We start from the raw sequence: 18666 nt of genomic DNA, 5'->3' as shown, positions 1-18666 counted from the left end.
TCATGCCATGCCGGTTGCGAACCTTGCCGCCACGCCGAACGCGCCGGCCACGGCGACTGCGCCGGGATCGGCGACACCGGCCAGATCTCTTTCGCCGACATAGGAGGCGCGTCCAGCTCTCGCCTTCACCATCGCCTTCGTCGACTCGGCACCCGATGCCGCTGCCCTTGCCGCCGCCGAGATATCGCCAGAGGCGAGTGCCTGCAGCGCAGGCGCCAGCGCATCGACCATCGTCCTGTCGCCGACCCCGGCTCCGCCATAGAACGTCATCCTGTCGAGCCCGGCAAGAAGGGCGGCAGGGATATCGTCCTTATCGGTCATCGCCTTGGCCGCAGCGGTGAAGAAGATCGACAGAAGCACGCCGCTCGAACCGCCCATGCTGGTGCCGAGAATATCGCCGAGCGCGGCAAGTGTTGCCGCCGGCCGATCGAGCGGCAGCGTGTCGAGACGGGCCAGCACGCTGCGGGCGCCCGTTGCCACCGTCGAGCCGGTATCGCCGTCGCCGACGCGGCCGTCCAGGCGGTTGAGCTCGTTTTCCAGGGAGATCAGATGCTCGCAGAGCGCCGTGATCAGGCGCCGGATGCGGTTGTCTTCCCCGACCAGGGCTTGGCCGTTGGTCCCCGCCGCGGCCGCGTTCAATCCCGTCGCCGCTCTCGGCGCGGCGATGATCTCGATCTCGTGACGTGCAACGACCGGCATCCAGGCATGTGGTTCGACAACAGCCGTCAGGGCTGCCTCACGACCGGCATCCAGCCGGATCAAGGACAGCGAGAAGCCGTTCATGTTGAGCGCCGTCATCATCGGCGCCGGCCCGATGATCAGCCGGACGCGATCGGCCAGTGATGAGGACAGCACGGCATTGGCGATCACGGCCATTTCGAGCGGTGGCACGGCGCCGAGATTGTTGATGAGCAGCGCATGGTCTTCCGCACCTTTCAGCGTTGCGGAGAGGCGGACCGCAATGGCGGCAACGAAATCGGCGACCGGCCGCAGGGTAATGCGCTCGGCGCCGGGTTCGCCATGGATGCCGAGGCCAAGTTCGCCCTCATCGGCGCCGAGGCGGTCCTCATGCGCCTGGCCGGGCACGCTGCAGGTGGAAAGCGACATGCCGAGCGAGACGATATCGCCGGCAGCACTTCTGGCATGGGCTGCGACCGTCTCCAGGTCCTCGCCCCTTTCGGCGTGATAGCCGGCAATCTTATGGACGAAAAGCGTGCCGGCGACGCCGCGCGGCTGGTTGATCTCGGGCAGGGCGATATCGTCGGCGACGATGACCATCTCGACATCGAACCCTTCTGCGCGGCCCTTCTCGGCGGCGAGGCCGAAATTCAGGCGGTCGCCGGTATAATTCTTGACGATGAGCAGGGCGCCTTTCGGACCGGCCACCGCGCGGATCGCCGTCAGCACCGCATCGACACTCGGCGAGGCGAAGATTTCGCCCGAAACGGCCGCAGTCAGCATGCCTTTGCCGACAAAGCCGGCGTGCGAGGGTTCATGGCCGGCGCCGCCGCCCGAGATGATCGCTACTTTCGACCTGTCCCAGTCCGCGCGCAGGATCACCTTGATCTCGGGAAAGCTGTCGAGGCGGGCAAGACGACCATTGCTGCTTGTCAGCAGCAGACCGTCCAGGGCTTCGGTGACGATATTTTCCCTGCGGTTGAAGAAATGTTTCATCGATTGAGACTCGTCTGTTCGTTTTTCATGCCATCATCATTCTGTTTGCCGGTCAGGAAAGGCGCTGTCCAGCCGCGTCGAAATAAAGCGGATCGCGTAGCGTCAGGCTGATCCGATCGCCCGGCGCGATTGCCAGATATGGATCGGCAAGTGTGACGAGCTTGTGATTACCCGCCCGGATGTGCAGATGGTTCTGGTCGCCGAGATGCTCGATCCAGTCGATTTCGGCATTGGCGTCCTCGCCAATCATGATGTCGAGATGTTCGGTGCGCGCGCCGACGGTTTTGGTGCCGGCGGGTGGCTGGCCGCCGGGAAGCAGGTCGGCCGGCAGAAGGTTGATGTGCGGCTGGCCGAGACGGGCTGCGACGTGCAGGTTGGCGGGATTGCCGTAGATTTCGCGCGGCGTTCCGACCTGCATCAGCCGCCCCTCGGCGACGATGCCGATGCGGTCGGCCATGGTCATGGCTTCCACCTGATCGTGGGTGACATAGAGCAGCGTCGAGCCCATTTCTTTCTGGATGCGCTTGAGTTCCAGGCGCAGTTCGGCGCGCAGCTTGGCATCGAGGGAGGACAGCGGCTCGTCCATCAGGTAGATCGCCGGCCGCCGCACCAGCGCCCGGCCGATGGCGACACGCTGCATCTCGCCGCCGGAAAGCCTGGTCGAGCGGTTCTCCAGCTTGTGGTCGATCCGGACCATGCGTGCGACCTCGCGGACGCGCCGGTCGATCTCCTGGGCGCTGAGCTTGCGGACCGGCGCCTTCAGCGGAAAGGCGAGGTTTTCGTAGACCGTCATGTGCGGATAAAGCGAATATTGCTGGAAGACGAAGGCGACGTCGCGCCCGGCCGGCGCTTCGGCCGCGACATTGCGACCGCCGATCTCGATGCGGCCGCTATCGGGTCTCTCGAGGCCGGCGATCAGCCTGAGCGTCGTGGTCTTGCCGGCGCCTGTGGGACCGAGCAGCACGACGAACTCGCCGTCGCGGATCGAAAGATCGAGGTCGGCGAGAGCCTGGGTGTCGCCGAAACGCTTGGCGAGGTTCCTAAGGACAACATCAGCCATGTCGGGTCTCCTGATAGAGCGAGGACTGCACGGCGCGGCCCGAGGTGCAGTCGAAGAGCGCGAGTTTGGCCGGGTTGAATTCGAGGCCGACGGTCTCGCCGATCTGGAAGCTGCGATTGGCGGGAACGCGGGCCTTGATCAAGCCGCCCGGCGTTTCCACAGCCACGACCTGGTTGGTGCCGAGATATTCGCTGCCGTAGACGGCGCCGCGAAGCGCCGAGGCGTCGCTGAAGCGGATATGCTCTGGCCGCACGCCAAGCGCCAGTTCGCTTTCGGCGATGTCCTGATGGATCTCGGGGACGGCGACATCGATGCCGTCGAGCCGGATCGAGCGGTCACCGCTTTTGAGCCCCGAAGTGAAGCGCATGAAGTTCATCGGTGGCGAGCCGATGAAATCGGCGACATACATGGTCGCCGGCTTGGCATATATTTCCTGCGGCGTGCCGAATTGTTCGATGACGCCGTGGTTCATGACGGCGATCTTGTCGGCCATTGCCATCGCCTCGTGCTGGTCGTGGGTAACGTAGACGGTGGTAGCGTGGATGCGGTTGTGCAGCTCGCGCAGCTCGTGGACCATGATCTCGCGAAACTCGGCGTCGAGCGTGCCGAGCGGCTCGTCCATCAGGAAACATTTCGGCCGCCGGACGATGGCGCGGCCGAGCGCAACCCGCTGCCGGTCGCCGCCGGCAAGGCCCGATACCGAGCGGTTGAGAATATGGTCAATCTGCAGCAGGCGGGCGGTCTCTTCGACCCGCTGACGGATCTCGGCCTTTGGCATGCCCTGTGACAGTAGCGGAAAGCCGATATTCTTGCGCACGTTCATGTGCGGATAGAGCGCGAAGAGCTGGAAGACGAAGGCGATGTCGCGGGCGCTGGCGCGGTTGAAGGTGACGTCCTCACCGTCGAGATAGATCTCGCCGCTGGTCGGCAACTCAAGGCCGGCGATCATGCGAAGCGTGGTCGTCTTGCCGCAGCCGGAAGGGCCGAGTAGCGCCAGGAACTCGCCGTCATGGACGGTGAAGCTCGAATTCTCGACGGCGACGAAGCTGCCGAACTCCTTCCGGAGATTTTCGATCTTGATCTCCGCCATGGTTCACTCCGGGAATTTTGAGACGATGATGAACATGACGGTGCCTGCAAGCAGGGTCACGAGCGAATAGGTGTAGAGCACCAGTAGGAAAGGTTGAAACAACATCAGGAAGCCGACGCCGATCAGCACGGTGGCGATGGTCTCCATCGGGCCGCGGCGCAGGAAGAACGGCCGTTTCGGACGGGCAGGGACTGGTGTCTCGATCAGATGGGTCATTTGCGGACGGCTCCGAAGGTGATGCCGCGCAGGAGCTGCTTGCGCAAGAGAATGGTGAAGACGAGAATCGGGATCAGGAAGATCGTCGTGCCGGCTGCGACCGCCGGCCAGTCCTGCCCGCCTTCGCCGATGATCGTCGGAATGAAGGGTGGCGCGGTCTGCGCCTGGCCTGAGGTCAGAAGGGCGGCGAAGGCATATTCGTTCCAGGCGAAGATTAGGCAGAAGATCGCGGTTGCGGCAATTCCGGTGGTCGCCTGCGGCAGCACGACCTTGCGGAAGGCCTGCAGGCGGGTATAGCCGTCGATCATCGCGGCTTCCTCGTATTCGCGCGGGATCTCGTCGATGAAACCCTTGAGCAGCCAGACGGCGAGCGAGACGTTGACGGCGGTGTAGAGCAGGATCATGCCAACGGCTGTGTCGGAGAGCCCGAGCTCGCGGTACATCAGGTAGATGGGGATGGCGACGGCGATCGGCGGCATCATGCGCGTCGACAGGATGAAAAACAGCAGGTCATCGGCGAGCGGCACCTTGAAGCGGGAAAAGCCGTAGGCGGCAAGCGTCCCTAGAAAGACCGCAAGGAAGGTAGAGCCGAAGGCGATCACCAGCGAATTGACGAAGCGCGGCACGAAGTTCGACGGGCCGGCGATCACCATGTTGCGCTTGCGCGTCACCTCATCGCAGGTGCCGGTCGGCGCCGGTAGCGAGGCGATATAGTCCGGCGTCTGCCGGGTGCGCGTGGTGAACAGATTGCAATAACCTTCGAGTGACGGCGTGAAGATGATCTTGGGGGGATAGCTGATCGAATCCGGCGGCGACTTGATGCTGGTGAGAAAGATCCAGACGAGCGGGATCAGCGTGATCAGCGCGTAGAGGATGACGATCGCGCCGGCGATACGCTTGCTGGAAAGGCTCGGTTCGACGACCGAATGGGCGGAGTTGGCGGCGCTCATCTTTGCTTCACCTTGTTCAGAGCCTTGACGTAGATGTTGGCGAGGCCGAACACCGCGACGAAGAGGACGATGGCGAAGGCGGAGGCCCGGCCGGTCGCCCAGCTTTCGAAGGCGGCGCGCTTCAGCGTGATCGAGGCGACCTCGGTGACGGAGCCAGGCCCGCCGCCGGTGAGCAGCGTCACCATGTCGAACATCTTGAAATTCTCGATGCCCCGAAAGAGCACGGCAAGCATGATGAAGGGCAGGGCCATCGGCACGGTGATGGACCAGAACTGCCGCCACGGCGAGGCGCGGTCGACCTCGGCCGCCTCGTAGATGTAGTCGGGGATCGAGCGCAGGCCGGCAAGGCAGATCAGCATCACATAGGGCGTCCACATCCACGTATCGACGATGATGATCGCCCAGGGCGCCAGCCGGACATTGCCGAGCATCTGTATATCAGAGGTCGGAATGCCCGATATCAGCGATACGGCATAGGCGAAGAGGCCGATCTGCGGCTCATAGAGAAAGCGCCAGAAATTGCCGACAACGGCCGGCGACAGCATCATCGGGATCAGGATGATCGTCGTCCAGAAGGCATGGCCGCGGAATTTGCGGTCGATCAGATAGGCGAGGGCAAAGCCGATCAGCGTCTGCAGCACGATCGTCCAGAAGACGAAATGCGCGGTGGTCTGCATCGCCTGCCAGATATCGGGATCGTTGAGCACACGCTGGTAATTACCAAGGCCGACGCCCTGAACAGGCGCATTTGGTCGGTTGGCGCGGTAATTGGTGAAGGACAGGTAGATCGCCCAGAGGAGCGGGAAGATGTTGATCGCCAGAAGCAGGATGATGGCGGGTGCGATGAACAGCCAGGCGATCGCTCTGTCGGAGAGGCCACGCACATGCCGGGCGAGCGAGATCGGCGTTGCCCTTGCGGTGGCATCGGCCGCCTTGTCGACAATGGAAGAGGATATGGTCAAGTTTTCACCTGGTCTTTTTGGGGTATCAGGTCTTTCTGGATATGGGGGATCCGGCGGCCCGGCTCGGCTGCCGATCCGGGCCGCCATCCTTGCCAGGATGGCGCGCAGAGGGATGCCGCCTGTCCGCTCGGACACTAGATCTTGCCGTCGTCCTTGAAGACGTCGCTCCAGTCCTTCACCAGACCGTCGAGCGCTTCCTTCGCGGTGCCGTTGCCGGCGACCACATAGTTGTGGACGCGCTTCTGCATGGCCTGCAGCAGCGAGGCATAGCTTGGCTCAGCCCAGAAGTCCTTGACGATCGCCATCGAGTCCAGGAAGGCCTGGGCATAGGGCTGGCTCTTGGCAAAGTCCGGCGCGTTGACGACGGAGTTCAGGCAGGAGAAACCGCCGAGTTCCCACCACTTGGCCTGCACGTCTGGCTGTGCGAACCACTTGATGTATTGCAGGGCGGCATCGCGCTTGTCGGAATAGGAGACGACCGAGATGCCCTGGCCGCCTAGCTGCGCGAAATGCGCCTTTTCAGCCGGGTTGGGGAAGAAGCCGATCCTGTCGCCGCCGACCTTCTCGTCCTTGTAGAGGCCAGGCCAGGTGAAGGCGAAATTCATCTGCATGGCGACCTGGCCGGATTTGAAGGCGTCGGCGGATTCGACCATGTAGACGTTGGAACTGCCGGGCGGTGTGCAGCAATCATAAAGCGACTTGTAGAATTCGAGGCCCTTGACCGCGTCGGCCGAGTTGACGAAGCCTTCCATGTCGTACGGCTTCTTCGGGTTCTCGTACTGGAAGCCCCAGTCGTAGAGGACGTTGGTGACGCCCATGGTGATCCCCTCAGAGCCGCGCTCGGTATAGATCGAGGCGCCGTAGACGGTCTTGCCGTCGATCTCGCGCTTCTGGAAGAATTCGGCGATCTGCTTCAGTTCATCGTAAGTCTTCGGAGCTGCGAGATCGTGGCCGTATTTCTCCTTGAATTCCTTCTGCAGTTCCGGCTTCTCGAACCAGTCATTGCGGTAGGTCCAGCCGACAACATCGCCCATGGCAGGCAGCGCCCAGTAGTTCGGCGTGTTCTTCGGCCATTCCGAGTAACCGACGACCGTCGCCGGCACGAAGTCATCCATCTTGATGCCTTCCTTGTCGAAGAAGTCGTTGAGCTTGACGTAATGGCCGTTCTCGGCCGAGCCGCCGATCCACTGGCTGTCACCGATGATCAGGTCGCAGAGCTTGCCATGAGAATTCAGCTCGTTGAGGAAGCGATCGGCATAGCTCGTCCACGGCACGAACTCGAACTTCATCTGCGTGCCGGTCTTGGCGGTGAAATCCTTCGACAGCTCGACGAGCGCATTGGCAGGATCCCAGGCGGCCCAGCACAGCGTCAGTTCATCGGCTTTGGCGAGATTGGGCAATGCCGACGACATTAGGAATGCCGAGGCCAGCCCCAAAAGGGCTTTCGATGTTTTCTGCATAAGTTCCTCCCAGAACCATGCCGGCTCCCCGCCGGCGTCGCACGTTCACCCACGTCAGAGAATGCTCACATGAACTCCTCAATCATCATGTTTAGCAATATGTTTAGTGATAGATGATTTTATAAACAACGCAAGCCGTAATCGTTGTTGCGGTGCACAACCGCGTCGTGAAGGCGGCGAGGGCGAATGGCGGGTTTTTGGCGCGAAAACCCGGAAATTCCCGCGAAGCCGTACCGATAGGGCGAAAACTGACCTCGCTGCGAAACGGTCCACAGGCTATGGACCTCGACGCCGCTCCTGTTTTCCCGGGAGCGGTTCAAACTTGGCCTCGCTCCGGCGGGGCCTTTTTCTTCAGGTCGCGCCGCTGACCGCATTGGGAATTTTCCTGCACAGTGCGAGATTTAGCCTTTCCGGCCGGCCGCAACCGGCGTATTCAGCCACTGCGCGGTTTTCCAAATCGCGCTCCCTCGCGCGGCAATCTCCGATCGGCTTCCTTTCCCACTTCCCTGCCGCGTCATCCGGAATTTTCATTGGCGGATCGATGACCACGGCAGAGACGAGCGAGAATGGGCAAGAGGCGGCGAGCGGTCGCCAGGCGAAGATCGTAGCGCTGGTCGTTGCCGTTTCCTTCTTCATGCAGATCCTCGACGGCACGATCGTCGCGACCTCGCTGCCGCAGATGGCGGCAAGCTTCAACGTGCAGCCGGTGTCGATGAGCATTGGCATCACTGTCTACATGCTAACGATGGCCGCCTTCATTCCGCTGTCAGGCTGGCTCGGCGACCGGTTCGGTGCGCGCCGTATCTTCCTGATGTCGATCGCCGTCTTTACCGCCGCATCGCTGTTCTGCGGGCTTTCCGACAGCCTTACGGAATTCGTGCTGTGGCGCGCCGTCCAGGGCGCGGGAAGCGCGCTGATGACGCCCGTCGGGCGCATCATCGTGCTGAAGAACGCCCGCAAATCCGAACTCGTCCAGGCGATCGCGCTGATCACGTGGCCGGCGCTGACGGCGCCGGTGATCGGCCCGGTGCTCGGCGGCTTCATCACCACCTATGCCAGCTGGCACTGGAATTTCCTCATCAACATCCCGATCGGCATTCTCGGCATGGGACTGGTGCTGCGTTTCGTGCCGGAGCAGCGCGAGATCGATCCCGGCCGGTTGGATTTCGCCGGCTTCGTCCTGAGTGCTGCGGGTCTGACCTTCCTGCTTGCCGCCCTGGAGCTTTCGGTCAAATGGGACGGTGGGTTTTTGCCGGTCATATCGATGCTGGCAGCCGGCATCGTGCTGTCTGTGATGGCGACGCGGCATTTCCTCGCCGTCGACAATCCGCTGCTCGACCTTTCGGCCTTCCGCGTCCAGACCTTCTCGATGTCGACGCTGTCGGCGGGCACCGCCTGTAGGGTGGCGATCAATGCGACGCCGTTCCTGCTGCCGCTGTTGTTCCAGCTCGGCTTCGGGCTGAGTTCTATTGCCGCCGGCACCTATCTGCTCGTCTATTTCCTTGGCAATCTCGGCATGAAGACGGTGACGACGCCGCTTCTGCGCTTCGTCGGTTTTCGCACGGTGCTTGTGCTGAACGGGCTGATCGCGGCATTTTCGATCGCCGCCTGCGGTTTCCTTGAGCCTGGGACGCCGCAGTTTCTCATCCATGCGCTGCTTTTTCTCGCTGGCCTGTCGCGGTCGATGGAGTTCACCGCGCTGAATACGCTGGCCTTCGCCGATATCGGTCCGGCGCAGCGAAGCTCGGCCTCGACGCTGTCGAGCATGTTGCAGCAGGTGTCGATGCTGCTCGGCGTCGCCGTTGCAGCGGCCGTGCTCAATATCGCATCGGCCCTCAGGGGCGCCGACAATCCCGTACTTGCCGACTTCCGCTGGGCTTTCGTCGTGGTCGGCGCGATCGGCCTCATGTCGTCGCTGCGCTTCCTGCAACTGCCGGCGGAGGCGGGGGCCGAAGTATCCGGCCATCGGAAATTCCAGAAAAATTAGCCCGCCGGCGGAACCGATCGGGCAGCTCAGCGTTTCGGCATTTCATTTCAGGTTTTCCGTTTCCGATCTCCTTCAACGGCTTCCATGGGATGCTCTTCCAGCCCAGAGTCATGGTCTGAAAATGCCGGCCTCCTTCTTCCGCGCTGCCTGCGACAAGGGCGAGGGATAACCGCTGTTTACCGCAGGCGGCCAATGGAATACCACATTGCCATGCGGACGACTCGGACGCTTGCGGGCGGTCGTCGCTGCGAGAGAAAGCCGGGAGACGGAATGAGCAATTCTAGCGGTGATGCGGATGCTTTGAGTCACATCCTCTATATCGATGACGACGAGGGGCTAGCCCTCTTGATGCAGGAGAACCTTGGCCGGCGCGGCTTTTCGGTCGAATGGGCTGAGAACGGTGCTGCCGGCCTTACCAGGCTCGGCGAGGGCGGTATCGACGCGGTCGTGCTTGATCATCTTTTGGCGGATGAAACCGGTCTCGACATCCTGCCCTGCATCACGGCATTGCCGGATCATCCGCCGGTCATCTATGCGACGGGCTCGGACGATACCAGCATCGCGGTCGCGGCGCTGAAAGCCGGCGCCGACGATTACATGCTCAAGGGGATGTCGGCCGATTATTTCGACCTGCTCGCCGCCGCCCTCGAACAGGCGCTGGAGCGGGCGCGCTTTCGCCGCGAGACGGCGCGGGCGCAGGAGGTGATCCGACAGCAGCGCGACGTTGCCGAAATGCTGCTTTCCGAAGTCAATCACCGCATCGCCAACAGTCTCGGCCTCGTCGGCGCGCTGATCCGCATGCAATCCTCGATGACCAAGGACCAGGTGGCGATCGATGCGCTGCACGAAACGCAGATGCGCATCAACGCCATCGCCAGCGTGCACCGCCGACTCTATACCAATCGGCAGGTCGGTTCGGTGCAGATCGACGAATATCTGGACAGCCTCCTTACCGAACTCGAAGCCTCGATGCGCGACGACAAGCGGCCGCACCGCATTGTGTTGACCGCTGAGCCGGTCAATCTGTCCACCGACAAGGTGATAACGCTCGGGCTGATCGTCAGCGAGCTCGTAACCAATGCCTTCAAATATGCCTATCCCGACAACGTGTCGGGCGAGATCCGCGTCCTCGTCGAGCAGACGGACGAGGCGTTGAGGGTCGTCGTCGAGGACGATGGGGCTGGGTTCGATCCGTCGAACTCTGCGCGAGGAGGCGGCCTCGGTACACGCATCCTGACGGCCATGGCGGCAAGTTTGAAGTCGGATTTTGCTTATGACCCCGGGCATGATGGGACGAAGGCGACGCTGGTGTTTTCGTTGTGTGAGGGGAAGTAGGATTCTGCGCACCGTAATTCGCGAAATGGCGGCTATAATTCAAGAAGCCTGCCCGTCACCCTAACCCTCTCCCCGTTCTGACGGGAGAGGGACGTGCCCCGCGAGACGTAGGCGAGGAACGGAGAGGTCGCGGCAAATCCCCTTCGCCCCGCATGCGGGGAGAAGGTGCCGGCAGGCGGATGAGGGGCTTCGTGACATACCATTCGCCGGCCTTTCCAATAACTTACTAAAGTAAAATAAGAGGCCTAACGCTAGGGGAAGCAAACATGGCAATCTGTACGCCGCGGGAAGTTTACGATTTCTGGTTTGTCCGATGCGGCCGGGAGCTGTGGTTCCGCCCGCCGCCGGAGCTTGACGTCGAGATCCGCGACGGCTTCCGCGATACGCATCTGGCGCTTGCGGCTGGTGTCGGCGACGAATGGCGGGCGGATGCCGAAAGCCGGCTCGCGGCCATCATCGTGCTCGACCAGTTTTCCCGCAACATTTATCGCGGCACGCCGCTCGCCTTCGCCACCGACGGGATGGCGCTTCGGGAGGCCAAGCTCGCGCTTGCCGCCGGCGCCGACCAGGCGGTCGAGACCGCTTGCCGCACCTTCTTCTACTTGCCATTCGAACATGCCGAAGACCTTGGCGAGCAGGAACGTTCGGTGGCATTGTTCACAACCCTCGGCGATGCGGAATATCTGGATTATGCGATCCGCCATCGCGAGGTGATCGCCGCCTATGGCCGCTTTCCGCACCGCAATGTCATGCTCGGGCGGGAGTCGACGGCTGTGGAATACGACTATCTCTCTCAACCCGGCGCCGGCTTCTAAACCTTTCCAGGCGCTTCCGCCTTTCTGTCGCCTTTCTTTGTTAGGAAAAGCTGGAATTCCATCCCGACGACAACCTTTCCGGAGGCGCTTTTGCGGCTGAGGTCCATCCTGCTTCGCACCATTCTTTTCGTGACGCTGGCGCTCGCCGGCGCGCAATTCGAGGGTGCTGCGGCCTTCGCACAGGAGCCGCCGGCATCGGCGGCCGCGCAGGCGCCGCTTGCCGATACGCCGCTCGACCAGGCGGCGAAGGAGATCGACAAGGCGAAAGTCCAGCTGACGGCGCTTCAGGACGGCGTCAAGCAGAATGCCGATAATGACGATGCGCTGGTCGGGCTTGCGACCAAGGCCGACGAGCTCAGCCGCGCCGTGATCACCATCTCGGTCAATCTCAGGCCGCGTTTCGACCAGATCAAGAACCGGCTTGCCGAGATCGGCGATCCGCCGAAGGATGGGCAGCCTCCGGAAGCCGAGATCGTTACCCAGGAGCGCAACGCGCTCGCCGCCGAGCGGGCGCAGATCAACGCGGTGACGGGTGATGCCGAAAACCTGTCGATTACGGTGACGAAGCTCGTCAACGAAATCATCGAGATGCGGCGGCGGCTTTTTGCCGATACGCTTTTCAGGCGCACCGAGATCTCCGTTTCGGTGCTCGATGATGCGGCAAGGGCCTTCGTGCACGAGATCAGCGAATTTTCGCAAGCCTTGTCGAGCTGGGCCGCCTTCGTCTGGAAATTCAAGCGTTTTCCGATGTTTGCGGCGATCTTCCTGTCGCTCGCCTCGGCCCTCATCCTGCTTTCGGGCAGCTACCGGCTGTTCGGCTCTTATCTGCGCCGCGACGAGGCAGTCGAGAACCCGTCCTATATCGGCCGTCTGTCGATTGCCTTCTGGTCGACGCTGATCCGAACGCTGGCGCTTTCGGTGCTGCTCGTCACCTCCTTCTTCTTCCTCAACGGTTTCAATGTGCTGCGGCCGGATATCGCGCCCGTGATCGGCGCATTGTTCGCGGCGATCGGGCTCGTCTATTTCGTCGGCCGCTTCGTCAACGCCATCTTCGCGCCAAACGAACCGCGCTGGCGGCTGGTGCATCTTTCCAATCTCGGCGCGCGCTCGATCGGCTACTGCCTGCTGGCGATGGCGATCGTCAATGCGCTCGACTATCTCTTCAGCACGGTCAGCGAGGCGATGGGTTCGCCCCTGGTGCTGACCGTGGTCAGAAGTCTGATCGCTGCGTTGATCATCGGCATCATTTTGATCTCAGCGTCCTTCGGTAAGCCGATGCTGGCAAAGAACGGCGATCCGGATGCGCCGGGCCGGCATTGGCCGCGCGGCATGGCGATCATCCTGCGCGTCGTCGGCGCTGGCCTGATCATCGCTGCGCTGACGGGTTACGTCGGGCTAGCGCGCTTCGTCGCCACCCAGCTCATCATCACCGGCGCGGTCGTCGTCACCATGTATGTCGGCCTGCTTTCCGGCAAAGCGATATCAAAACAGGAGAGCTTCGGCGATACCTTCTTCGCGCGCTTCCTGACGCGCCGCTTCAATCTCGGGCCGGTGGCGATCGACCAGGCGGGTCTGGTTGTCGGCCTTGCGATCTATGCGGTGGCGCTGGTGGTCGGCCTGCCGCTGATCCTGCTGCTGTGGGGCTTCCACATACAGGACCTGCAGCTTATCGCCTACCGGCTGTTTACCGAGGTGAGGCTCGGCGGCATCAGCATCTCGCTGCTCGGCATCTGCACCGGCATCCTGCTGTTTGCCGGCGTCTACCTGCTGACGCGCTGGCTGCAGCGCTGGCTCGACGGCAATGTGATGGCAAGAAGCCATGTCGATCTAGGTGTGCGCAATTCGGTCAAGACGGGCATCGGCTATCTCGGCGTCGGCATCGCGGCGATCATCGGCGTCTCGGCCGCCGGTATCGACCTGTCGAGCTTCGCGCTCGTCGCCTCGGCGCTCTCGGTCGGCATCGGTTTCGGCCTGCAGAACATCGTCTCCAACTTCGTCTCCGGCCTGATCCTGCTTGTCGAGCGGCCGTTCAAGGTCGGCGACCATGTGGTGTCGGGTACGGCCGAAGGCATCGTCAAACGCATCTCGGTGCGCGCCACCGAGATCGAGACTTTCCGCAAGCAGTCGATCATCGTGCCGAATTCGGAGCTGATCAACGGCCTGGTCGGCAACTGGACGCACCGCAACAAGATCGGCCGCTCGGAAATTCCGGTTTCCGTCAGCTACAATGCCGATCCGCAGCAGGTGATGGACATTCTGCTGGAGCTGACGGCCAAGATACCGCTCGTCATGCGCAATCCCGAGCCGCATGTCGAGTTCCTGCGCTTCGGACCCTATTCGCTGGATTTCGAGTTGCGCTTCTTCCTTGCCGACATGGGCGACGGCATGACGGTGCGCAACAATCTCAGGATCGAGATCCTCCGGCGCTTCAAGGCCGAAGGCATCGAGATCCCGCTGCCGCAGAGCGATCTCACCATCCATCGCGATGCGGCGCCCGTCCTTGCCAATGCCGTCAAGGAGCGGACGGACGGCCAGGACGACCCAAGGAACAAGCCCGTCGAAGAAGAGGAGCGGCCGGTGCGGCAGCTGCGCGGGCGGACGGCGGATGGCAGCTTGAAGAGCTGAACGGCTCATTCAGCCATCATTCACAGGTCTATGTGCATCATCTCCTCCATCGGGATCGCTGCCGAGGGCAGCACCGATCGTTCGAGGGGAGGGCGCGTCCGCGCCGCCGCACATGATGGCAAGGTTTGCCGCCGTTTTGCTTATCCCGCTGCTTGCCGCGCCCGCGGCCGAGGCGGCATCCATCACCAACACCGATCCCGCCGCCGTGGTGCTCGTCATCACCGAGAGCGGCCAGCGCGTCGAAGTCGTCGTCGATGCCGGCGCTTCGCAAAGCCTCTGCTCCTCCGGCTGTTTCATGACGACGCCCGACGGGGATCGTATCGGGCTCGACGGTGGCGAGACGATCGACATCGTCAAGGGCTCGGCCGTCGTCAAGTAGGCGGATCAGGCGATCCGCTTGCCATCGGCGTCGAGGACCTTCCTGCCGTCTTCCTTGGCAAAGGCGCCCCTATGCGTCTCCGGCAGCGCTGCAGATCGAACGAAGCCATCAGCCGGCCGGGCCGGTTTTGCCGACGTGCCTTCCATGGCGCCGATCTGGTGCAGGTGCGATTGCAGAGCCATCCTGTCGATTGAGGCCAGCGGCAGGCTGAGGAAGGCCATGATCCGGTTCTTAAGGAAGCGGGCGGCCTGCGCGAAGGCGCGGCCCTTCTCAACTTCGCTGCCTTCGACCACGGCCGGGTTCTCGATGCCCCAATGGGCCGTCATCGGATGACCGATCCAGACCGGACAGGTTTCGCCGTGGGCGGTGTCGCAGACGGTGAAGATGAAATCCATCTCCGGAGCGTCGGGATCGGCGAATTCATCCCAGCTCTTCGAGCGGAAACCGGCCGAGGATAACCCAACGCCCGCAGTTCCTTCAGCGCCAGCGGGTTGACCTCGCCCTTCGGCTGGCTGCCGGCCGAATAGGCCTTGAACCGGCCCTTGCCTTCGGTCTCCAGGATGGATTCGGCGAGGATTGAGCGGGCGGAATTGGCGGTGCAGAGAAAAAGCACATTGTAGACGCGCTCTGTGGTCATTGCAGTTCCCTTCCTTGATTGCAGGTACACAGATTAGGCCGAGGCCAGCCGAGAGAGTTCGGCCACCATATCATCACGGCCCGGAGGGGCCAATTCTTGGGTCTCGTTTGCACCGCTGTGCATCGATATGAAACGTCTAGATGGCATTGACTGACCATCAGTCAGTCAATTAGAGATGATTGCCGGCCTGATTCCGGCATCACCCGTTCACCGCCCGGAGATCGTCATGAGCGCGCAGACCCTGTTGAACTCCCTGTTTCAATACAAAGCCAGCACCGACGACGAGCTTCTCGACGCCCTGAACGGGCTCGGCGCGGAGGCACGATCCGAGGCGTTTTCCTCAGCTCTTCGTGTACTCAACCATGCCCATCTCGTCGACCGCATCTTCGCCGCCAATCTTCAGCGGCAGCCACACTCCTATGCAGCAAGCTGGAGCAGCGAGGCGCCGCCCTTGGCGCTGCTGGCTTCGGACATCCGGGAGACGGACCGATGGTATATGGCTTACACCTCACGCCTGACGCCCGAGGAGTTGGAGGAGGTCGTCGATTTCACCTTTACCGATGGCGGGCGCGGGCGAATGTCGCGCGAGGAGATGCTGGCCCATGTGGTGACGCATGCCGGTTATCATCGCGGTGAGGTCGGTCGTCTGCTGCCCGATATCGAGAGCACCGCCATGCGCGACGTGTTTGCCGGCTATCTGCACAGGACCGACCCGGCGCGCCGTCAACACGAGTAGATCTGTCCTGATGTCAGACAACCCCGTTTCAAAGCCGAGAACCAAGCCCGCCGAAGAGCGGCGTGACGAGCTCATGGCCTCGGCCGAATGGCTGTTTCTGCAGAATGGTCTGGAGCAGACCACGATCGAGGAGATCACTACGGGAGCAGGGGTCGCCAAGGGCACGTTCTACCTGCACTTCTCTTCGAAGGCCGATGTTCTGGAAGGGCTACGCGCTCGTTTCGTGCAGGGTGTGCTGGATGGCATCGTCGCGGCGGTCGAAAGCAGGAAGGGCCAGGATTGGCGCGGCAAGCTCGCCGCGTGGTCGACTGCGTGCGCCACGGGTTATCTCGACGCGGGCGGACTGCATCATCTCGTCTTCGTGGCGACAGCCCCCGCAACGCGGGAAGGGCTTTCACGCAACATCCTGATAGACCATCTGAGCGAACTGCTTGCCGCCGGGGCAGCTGGAAAAGCTTGGTCGGTCGATGACCCCGGCTTTACGGCAGTGTTTCTGTTCAATGCCCTGCACGGCGTGGTCAATCAGCCCATCGACGAAACACCCGCTGATCGCGCCGAATTGCTGCGCAAGATCGAGACGCATTTCCTGCGCGCGCTGGGCTTGGCGTCAGGTATCGATTGAGAGCTGACCGTCCCACCATTTGAGCGCCCGCATCGCGCGGAGCGTGATCCATCGCGAGGGCTCGCCATGTCCGTCGTCGACTTGGAACCACACACGCCCCGACAGGCTCCAGTCGAGTGCCCAGCGACCGTCCTGAAGGCGCCGGGAGCGGATAGTCGATCGCCTCACCGAGGCGGGGATCGGGAGCGGCGGCGGTCAGGACGGCGCTGGCGCGGAAATAATCGAGGGCGCGCAGAACGTCGTAGCGCCAGCGGTTCGGGTGCAGGAACTGCAGGAAATTTTTGTCGGCCGGCTCGCCGGTGGCGAGACGCCGGAAGAGGTGGCGCTCGAGCAGGAACTCTTCGCCCGTTCTACGCGCCTCTCGGGATTGCGGCGTGCCGCCGGTCGATCTCTCGAATTCCAGCAGGCCTTCCAGCACATTGATGGTGCTGGCGAAAGACGAGCGGTGAGAGCCGTTGATCCTCTCGCAGTTCCAACCGCCGTCCTCAAGACGCTCGCTGGTCAGCCTGTCGACGATGGGGGAGACGTCGATGCCGAAATAAGCGCCGTCGGCAACGGTCCGGCCGTTGATGCACTCTTCGACTTCGCCTTGCCAGAACGGCTGGCCGCCTTCCTCCCAGCGGGCGTTGGCGCCGATCAGTTCGACGGTGCGTTTCGCCCGCTCGGAGGATGGATCGAGACCGAATTCCCTGAGTTGCGAGAGCGAAAAACTCGTGGCCGTCCAGGGCTGGCCATGCTCACGCCACTGCTGCTCGTCGAAACCGACGGGGATGAAGGCACCGCCCGCCCATTGTCCGTCCGCATCCTGGCAGGAGAGCAGCCTGGCGCCCCAGCCATCGCTCTCCACCCTGGCCCGCTCGGTCATCCATTCCCGCGCGGGCAGGTCGAGCAGGTCGCGCATCACCTGCCAGCGGATCGAGGGATCGGAGTCGAGGAGCCATTCGATCACTGGGTCGGAATGGGTCATGGGGCGAACCTCAGCGGGGTCGGGTCGATCGCTCGTTTATAATCGCTTCGTCTAATCTCTGCCAGTCGAGGGCCGGCGGGGCTGAAGATCAAGATCCTCGGCACGGCCTGTCATGCGACGGTTTTCGGCGAAAGCCGATCGATGGCCGAGAATGCGGCGCTTCGCGCCTGATTTCTTAATCATATCTGCAAGAAATCGGAGGCGGTGCCATCGAGCCGCTTCTTCGTTTCATATCCCGGCGGGCCGATTAATAATTACTCAAATCAATTGATGTACCAAATTGATCCGGGGACAGATTTTACATCAAAGGTTTGCTATGGCGTTTCTAGGTATTTCGGGGATGCAATATTCCGGGGAGATGTTTGCCGGCGCGCGTATTCTTGTCGCGGAAGATTCCAACGTATTCACCTCGATGATCAGCAAACGCCTGAAGGAGCTGTTCGACATTGAGGTCGAGATCTGCCGCAGCTTCGAGGATCTGCAGTATTCCTACGACAAGTCTTCCGAGCCGATCACCCTGGCGATCTCGAACATCAACCTGCCGGGTGCCGAAAACGGCGAAGCGCTCGAATATCTGGTCGACCTCTCGATCCCGACTATCGTCTTCACCGGCACCTTCCAGGAAGGCATGCGCGACAAGCTGATGGCCAAGGACATTGTCGACTATATCCTCAAGGACAATATCTTCGCCGTCGACCTTCTGGCGGAATCGATCTGCCGGTTCCTGACCAACCACCGCCATCACGTGCTGATCGTCGACGATAGCGCGACGGCGCGCGCCCTGCTGTCGAGCCGGCTGAAGCGTTATAATTTCCGCGTCAGCGTCGCCGAGAACGGCGCCAAGGCCCTGGAGATCCTGAAAGCCAACCGCGATATCGGCCTGATGATCACCGACTACAACATGCCCGACATCGACGGCTTCGAGCTGACGCGGCGCATCCGCTCCAACATCGGTTCGCACGAGCTGCGCATCATCGGCGTTTCCTCCTCCTCGAACCGGTTGCTTTCGGCGCGGTTCCTGAAGGCGGGCGGCAATGACTTCATGCTGCGCCCCTTCATCGACGAGGAGTTCTACTGCCGCGTCAACCAGAACCTCGATACGCTCTTGCAAATCCAGTCGATGCGCAGGGAGCGGGCGGTTGCCTGACGGC

The 18666-nt window shown here is 62.2% G+C and carries 15 protein-coding genes and 2 pseudogenes; 8 read left to right on the top strand and 9 right to left on the bottom strand.

The genetic code is table 11. The features are described from left to right. The 7 genes from RLEG4DRAFT_RS21730 to RLEG4DRAFT_RS21700 form a co-directional block, all read right to left on the bottom strand. Positions 1-1674 carry a dihydroxyacetone kinase subunit DhaK gene (locus RLEG4DRAFT_RS21730; protein WP_003579937.1) on the bottom strand — a complete coding sequence of 558 codons (1674 nt, stop codon included), beginning with the start codon at positions 1672-1674 and terminating at the stop codon, positions 1-3. A gap of 52 nt (positions 1675-1726) precedes the next feature. Then, positions 1727-2734, bottom strand: coding sequence for an ABC transporter ATP-binding protein (locus tag RLEG4DRAFT_RS21725; RefSeq protein WP_003579935.1), 1008 nt, complete (start codon positions 2732-2734; stop codon positions 1727-1729). Beyond that, entirely contained in the window at positions 2727-3824 is a 1098-nt protein-coding gene (locus RLEG4DRAFT_RS21720; RefSeq protein ID WP_003579933.1) for an ABC transporter ATP-binding protein, read from the bottom strand. The genes RLEG4DRAFT_RS21725 and RLEG4DRAFT_RS21720 overlap by 8 nt, the downstream gene beginning before the upstream one ends. A gap of 3 nt (positions 3825-3827) precedes the next feature. Further along, the gene (locus RLEG4DRAFT_RS21715) at positions 3828-4040 is read right to left on the bottom strand and encodes a hypothetical protein (protein WP_003579932.1); all 213 of its coding nucleotides are present in this window, start codon (positions 4038-4040) and stop codon (positions 3828-3830) included. Beyond that, positions 4037-4990, bottom strand: a complete 954-nt coding sequence (locus RLEG4DRAFT_RS21710) for a carbohydrate ABC transporter permease (RefSeq protein WP_003579931.1) — start codon at positions 4988-4990, stop codon at positions 4037-4039. The genes RLEG4DRAFT_RS21715 and RLEG4DRAFT_RS21710 overlap by 4 nt, the downstream gene beginning before the upstream one ends. Beyond that, positions 4987-5952 carry a carbohydrate ABC transporter permease gene (locus RLEG4DRAFT_RS21705; RefSeq protein WP_003579930.1) on the bottom strand — a complete coding sequence of 322 codons (966 nt, stop codon included), beginning with the start codon at positions 5950-5952 and terminating at the stop codon, positions 4987-4989. The genes RLEG4DRAFT_RS21710 and RLEG4DRAFT_RS21705 overlap by 4 nt, the downstream gene beginning before the upstream one ends. Positions 5953-6086: 134 nt before the next feature. Next, positions 6087-7412 carry an ABC transporter substrate-binding protein gene (locus RLEG4DRAFT_RS21700; RefSeq protein ID WP_003579929.1) on the bottom strand — a complete coding sequence of 442 codons (1326 nt, stop codon included), beginning with the start codon at positions 7410-7412 and terminating at the stop codon, positions 6087-6089. A gap of 541 nt (positions 7413-7953) precedes the next feature. Here RLEG4DRAFT_RS21700 and RLEG4DRAFT_RS21695 point away from each other — a divergent pair. The 5 genes from RLEG4DRAFT_RS21695 (at position 7954) to RLEG4DRAFT_RS21675 (ending at position 14553) form a co-directional block, all read left to right on the top strand. Then, entirely contained in the window at positions 7954-9399 is a 1446-nt protein-coding gene (locus RLEG4DRAFT_RS21695; RefSeq protein ID WP_003579928.1) for an MFS transporter, read from the top strand. Positions 9400-9669: 270 nt separating this feature from the next. Further along, entirely contained in the window at positions 9670-10734 is a 1065-nt protein-coding gene (locus RLEG4DRAFT_RS21690; RefSeq protein ID WP_003579927.1) for a sensor histidine kinase, read from the top strand. Positions 10735-11000: 266 nt separating this feature from the next. Further along, the gene (locus tag RLEG4DRAFT_RS21685; RefSeq protein WP_003579926.1) at positions 11001-11549 is read left to right on the top strand and encodes a DUF924 family protein; all 549 of its coding nucleotides are present in this window, start codon (positions 11001-11003) and stop codon (positions 11547-11549) included. Positions 11550-11639: 90 nt separating this feature from the next. After that, positions 11640-14174, top strand: coding sequence for a mechanosensitive ion channel family protein (locus RLEG4DRAFT_RS21680; protein ID WP_003579925.1), 2535 nt, complete (start codon positions 11640-11642; stop codon positions 14172-14174). A gap of 112 nt (positions 14175-14286) precedes the next feature. Then, the gene (locus RLEG4DRAFT_RS21675) at positions 14287-14553 is read left to right on the top strand and encodes a hypothetical protein (RefSeq protein WP_003579923.1); all 267 of its coding nucleotides are present in this window, start codon (positions 14287-14289) and stop codon (positions 14551-14553) included. A 125-nt stretch (positions 14554-14678) separates the two neighbouring features. Here the strand turns inward: RLEG4DRAFT_RS21675 and RLEG4DRAFT_RS21670 are convergent. Continuing rightward, positions 14679-15190 (bottom strand): annotated as a pseudogene (locus RLEG4DRAFT_RS21670) (arsenate reductase ArsC); the annotation flags it as partial. Between the two features lie 226 nt (positions 15191-15416). Between RLEG4DRAFT_RS21670 and RLEG4DRAFT_RS21665 the strand changes: the two are divergent. Both RLEG4DRAFT_RS21665 and RLEG4DRAFT_RS21660 read left to right on the top strand, forming a co-directional pair. Beyond that, the gene (locus RLEG4DRAFT_RS21665; protein WP_003579919.1) at positions 15417-15926 is read left to right on the top strand and encodes a DinB family protein; all 510 of its coding nucleotides are present in this window, start codon (positions 15417-15419) and stop codon (positions 15924-15926) included. A gap of 10 nt (positions 15927-15936) precedes the next feature. After that, positions 15937-16548 carry a TetR/AcrR family transcriptional regulator gene (locus RLEG4DRAFT_RS21660; RefSeq protein ID WP_003579917.1) on the top strand — a complete coding sequence of 204 codons (612 nt, stop codon included), beginning with the start codon at positions 15937-15939 and terminating at the stop codon, positions 16546-16548. On the opposite strand, the pseudogene RLEG4DRAFT_RS21655 reads toward RLEG4DRAFT_RS21660, so the two are convergent. Then, positions 16534-17515: pseudogene (locus RLEG4DRAFT_RS21655) on the bottom strand (squalene cyclase). The gene RLEG4DRAFT_RS21660 and the pseudogene RLEG4DRAFT_RS21655 overlap by 15 nt on opposite strands. Positions 17516-17831: 316 nt before the next feature. On the opposite strand from RLEG4DRAFT_RS21655, the gene RLEG4DRAFT_RS21650 reads away from it, so the two are divergent. Beyond that, entirely contained in the window at positions 17832-18662 is an 831-nt protein-coding gene (locus tag RLEG4DRAFT_RS21650; protein WP_003564302.1) for a response regulator, read from the top strand. Positions 18663-18666 lie beyond the last annotated feature (4 nt).

Source organism: Rhizobium leguminosarum bv. trifolii WSM2297, from assembly GCF_000271845.1.
Note: the sequence above shows the minus strand (reverse complement) of the source record. Positions and strands in the feature narration are given on the sequence as shown.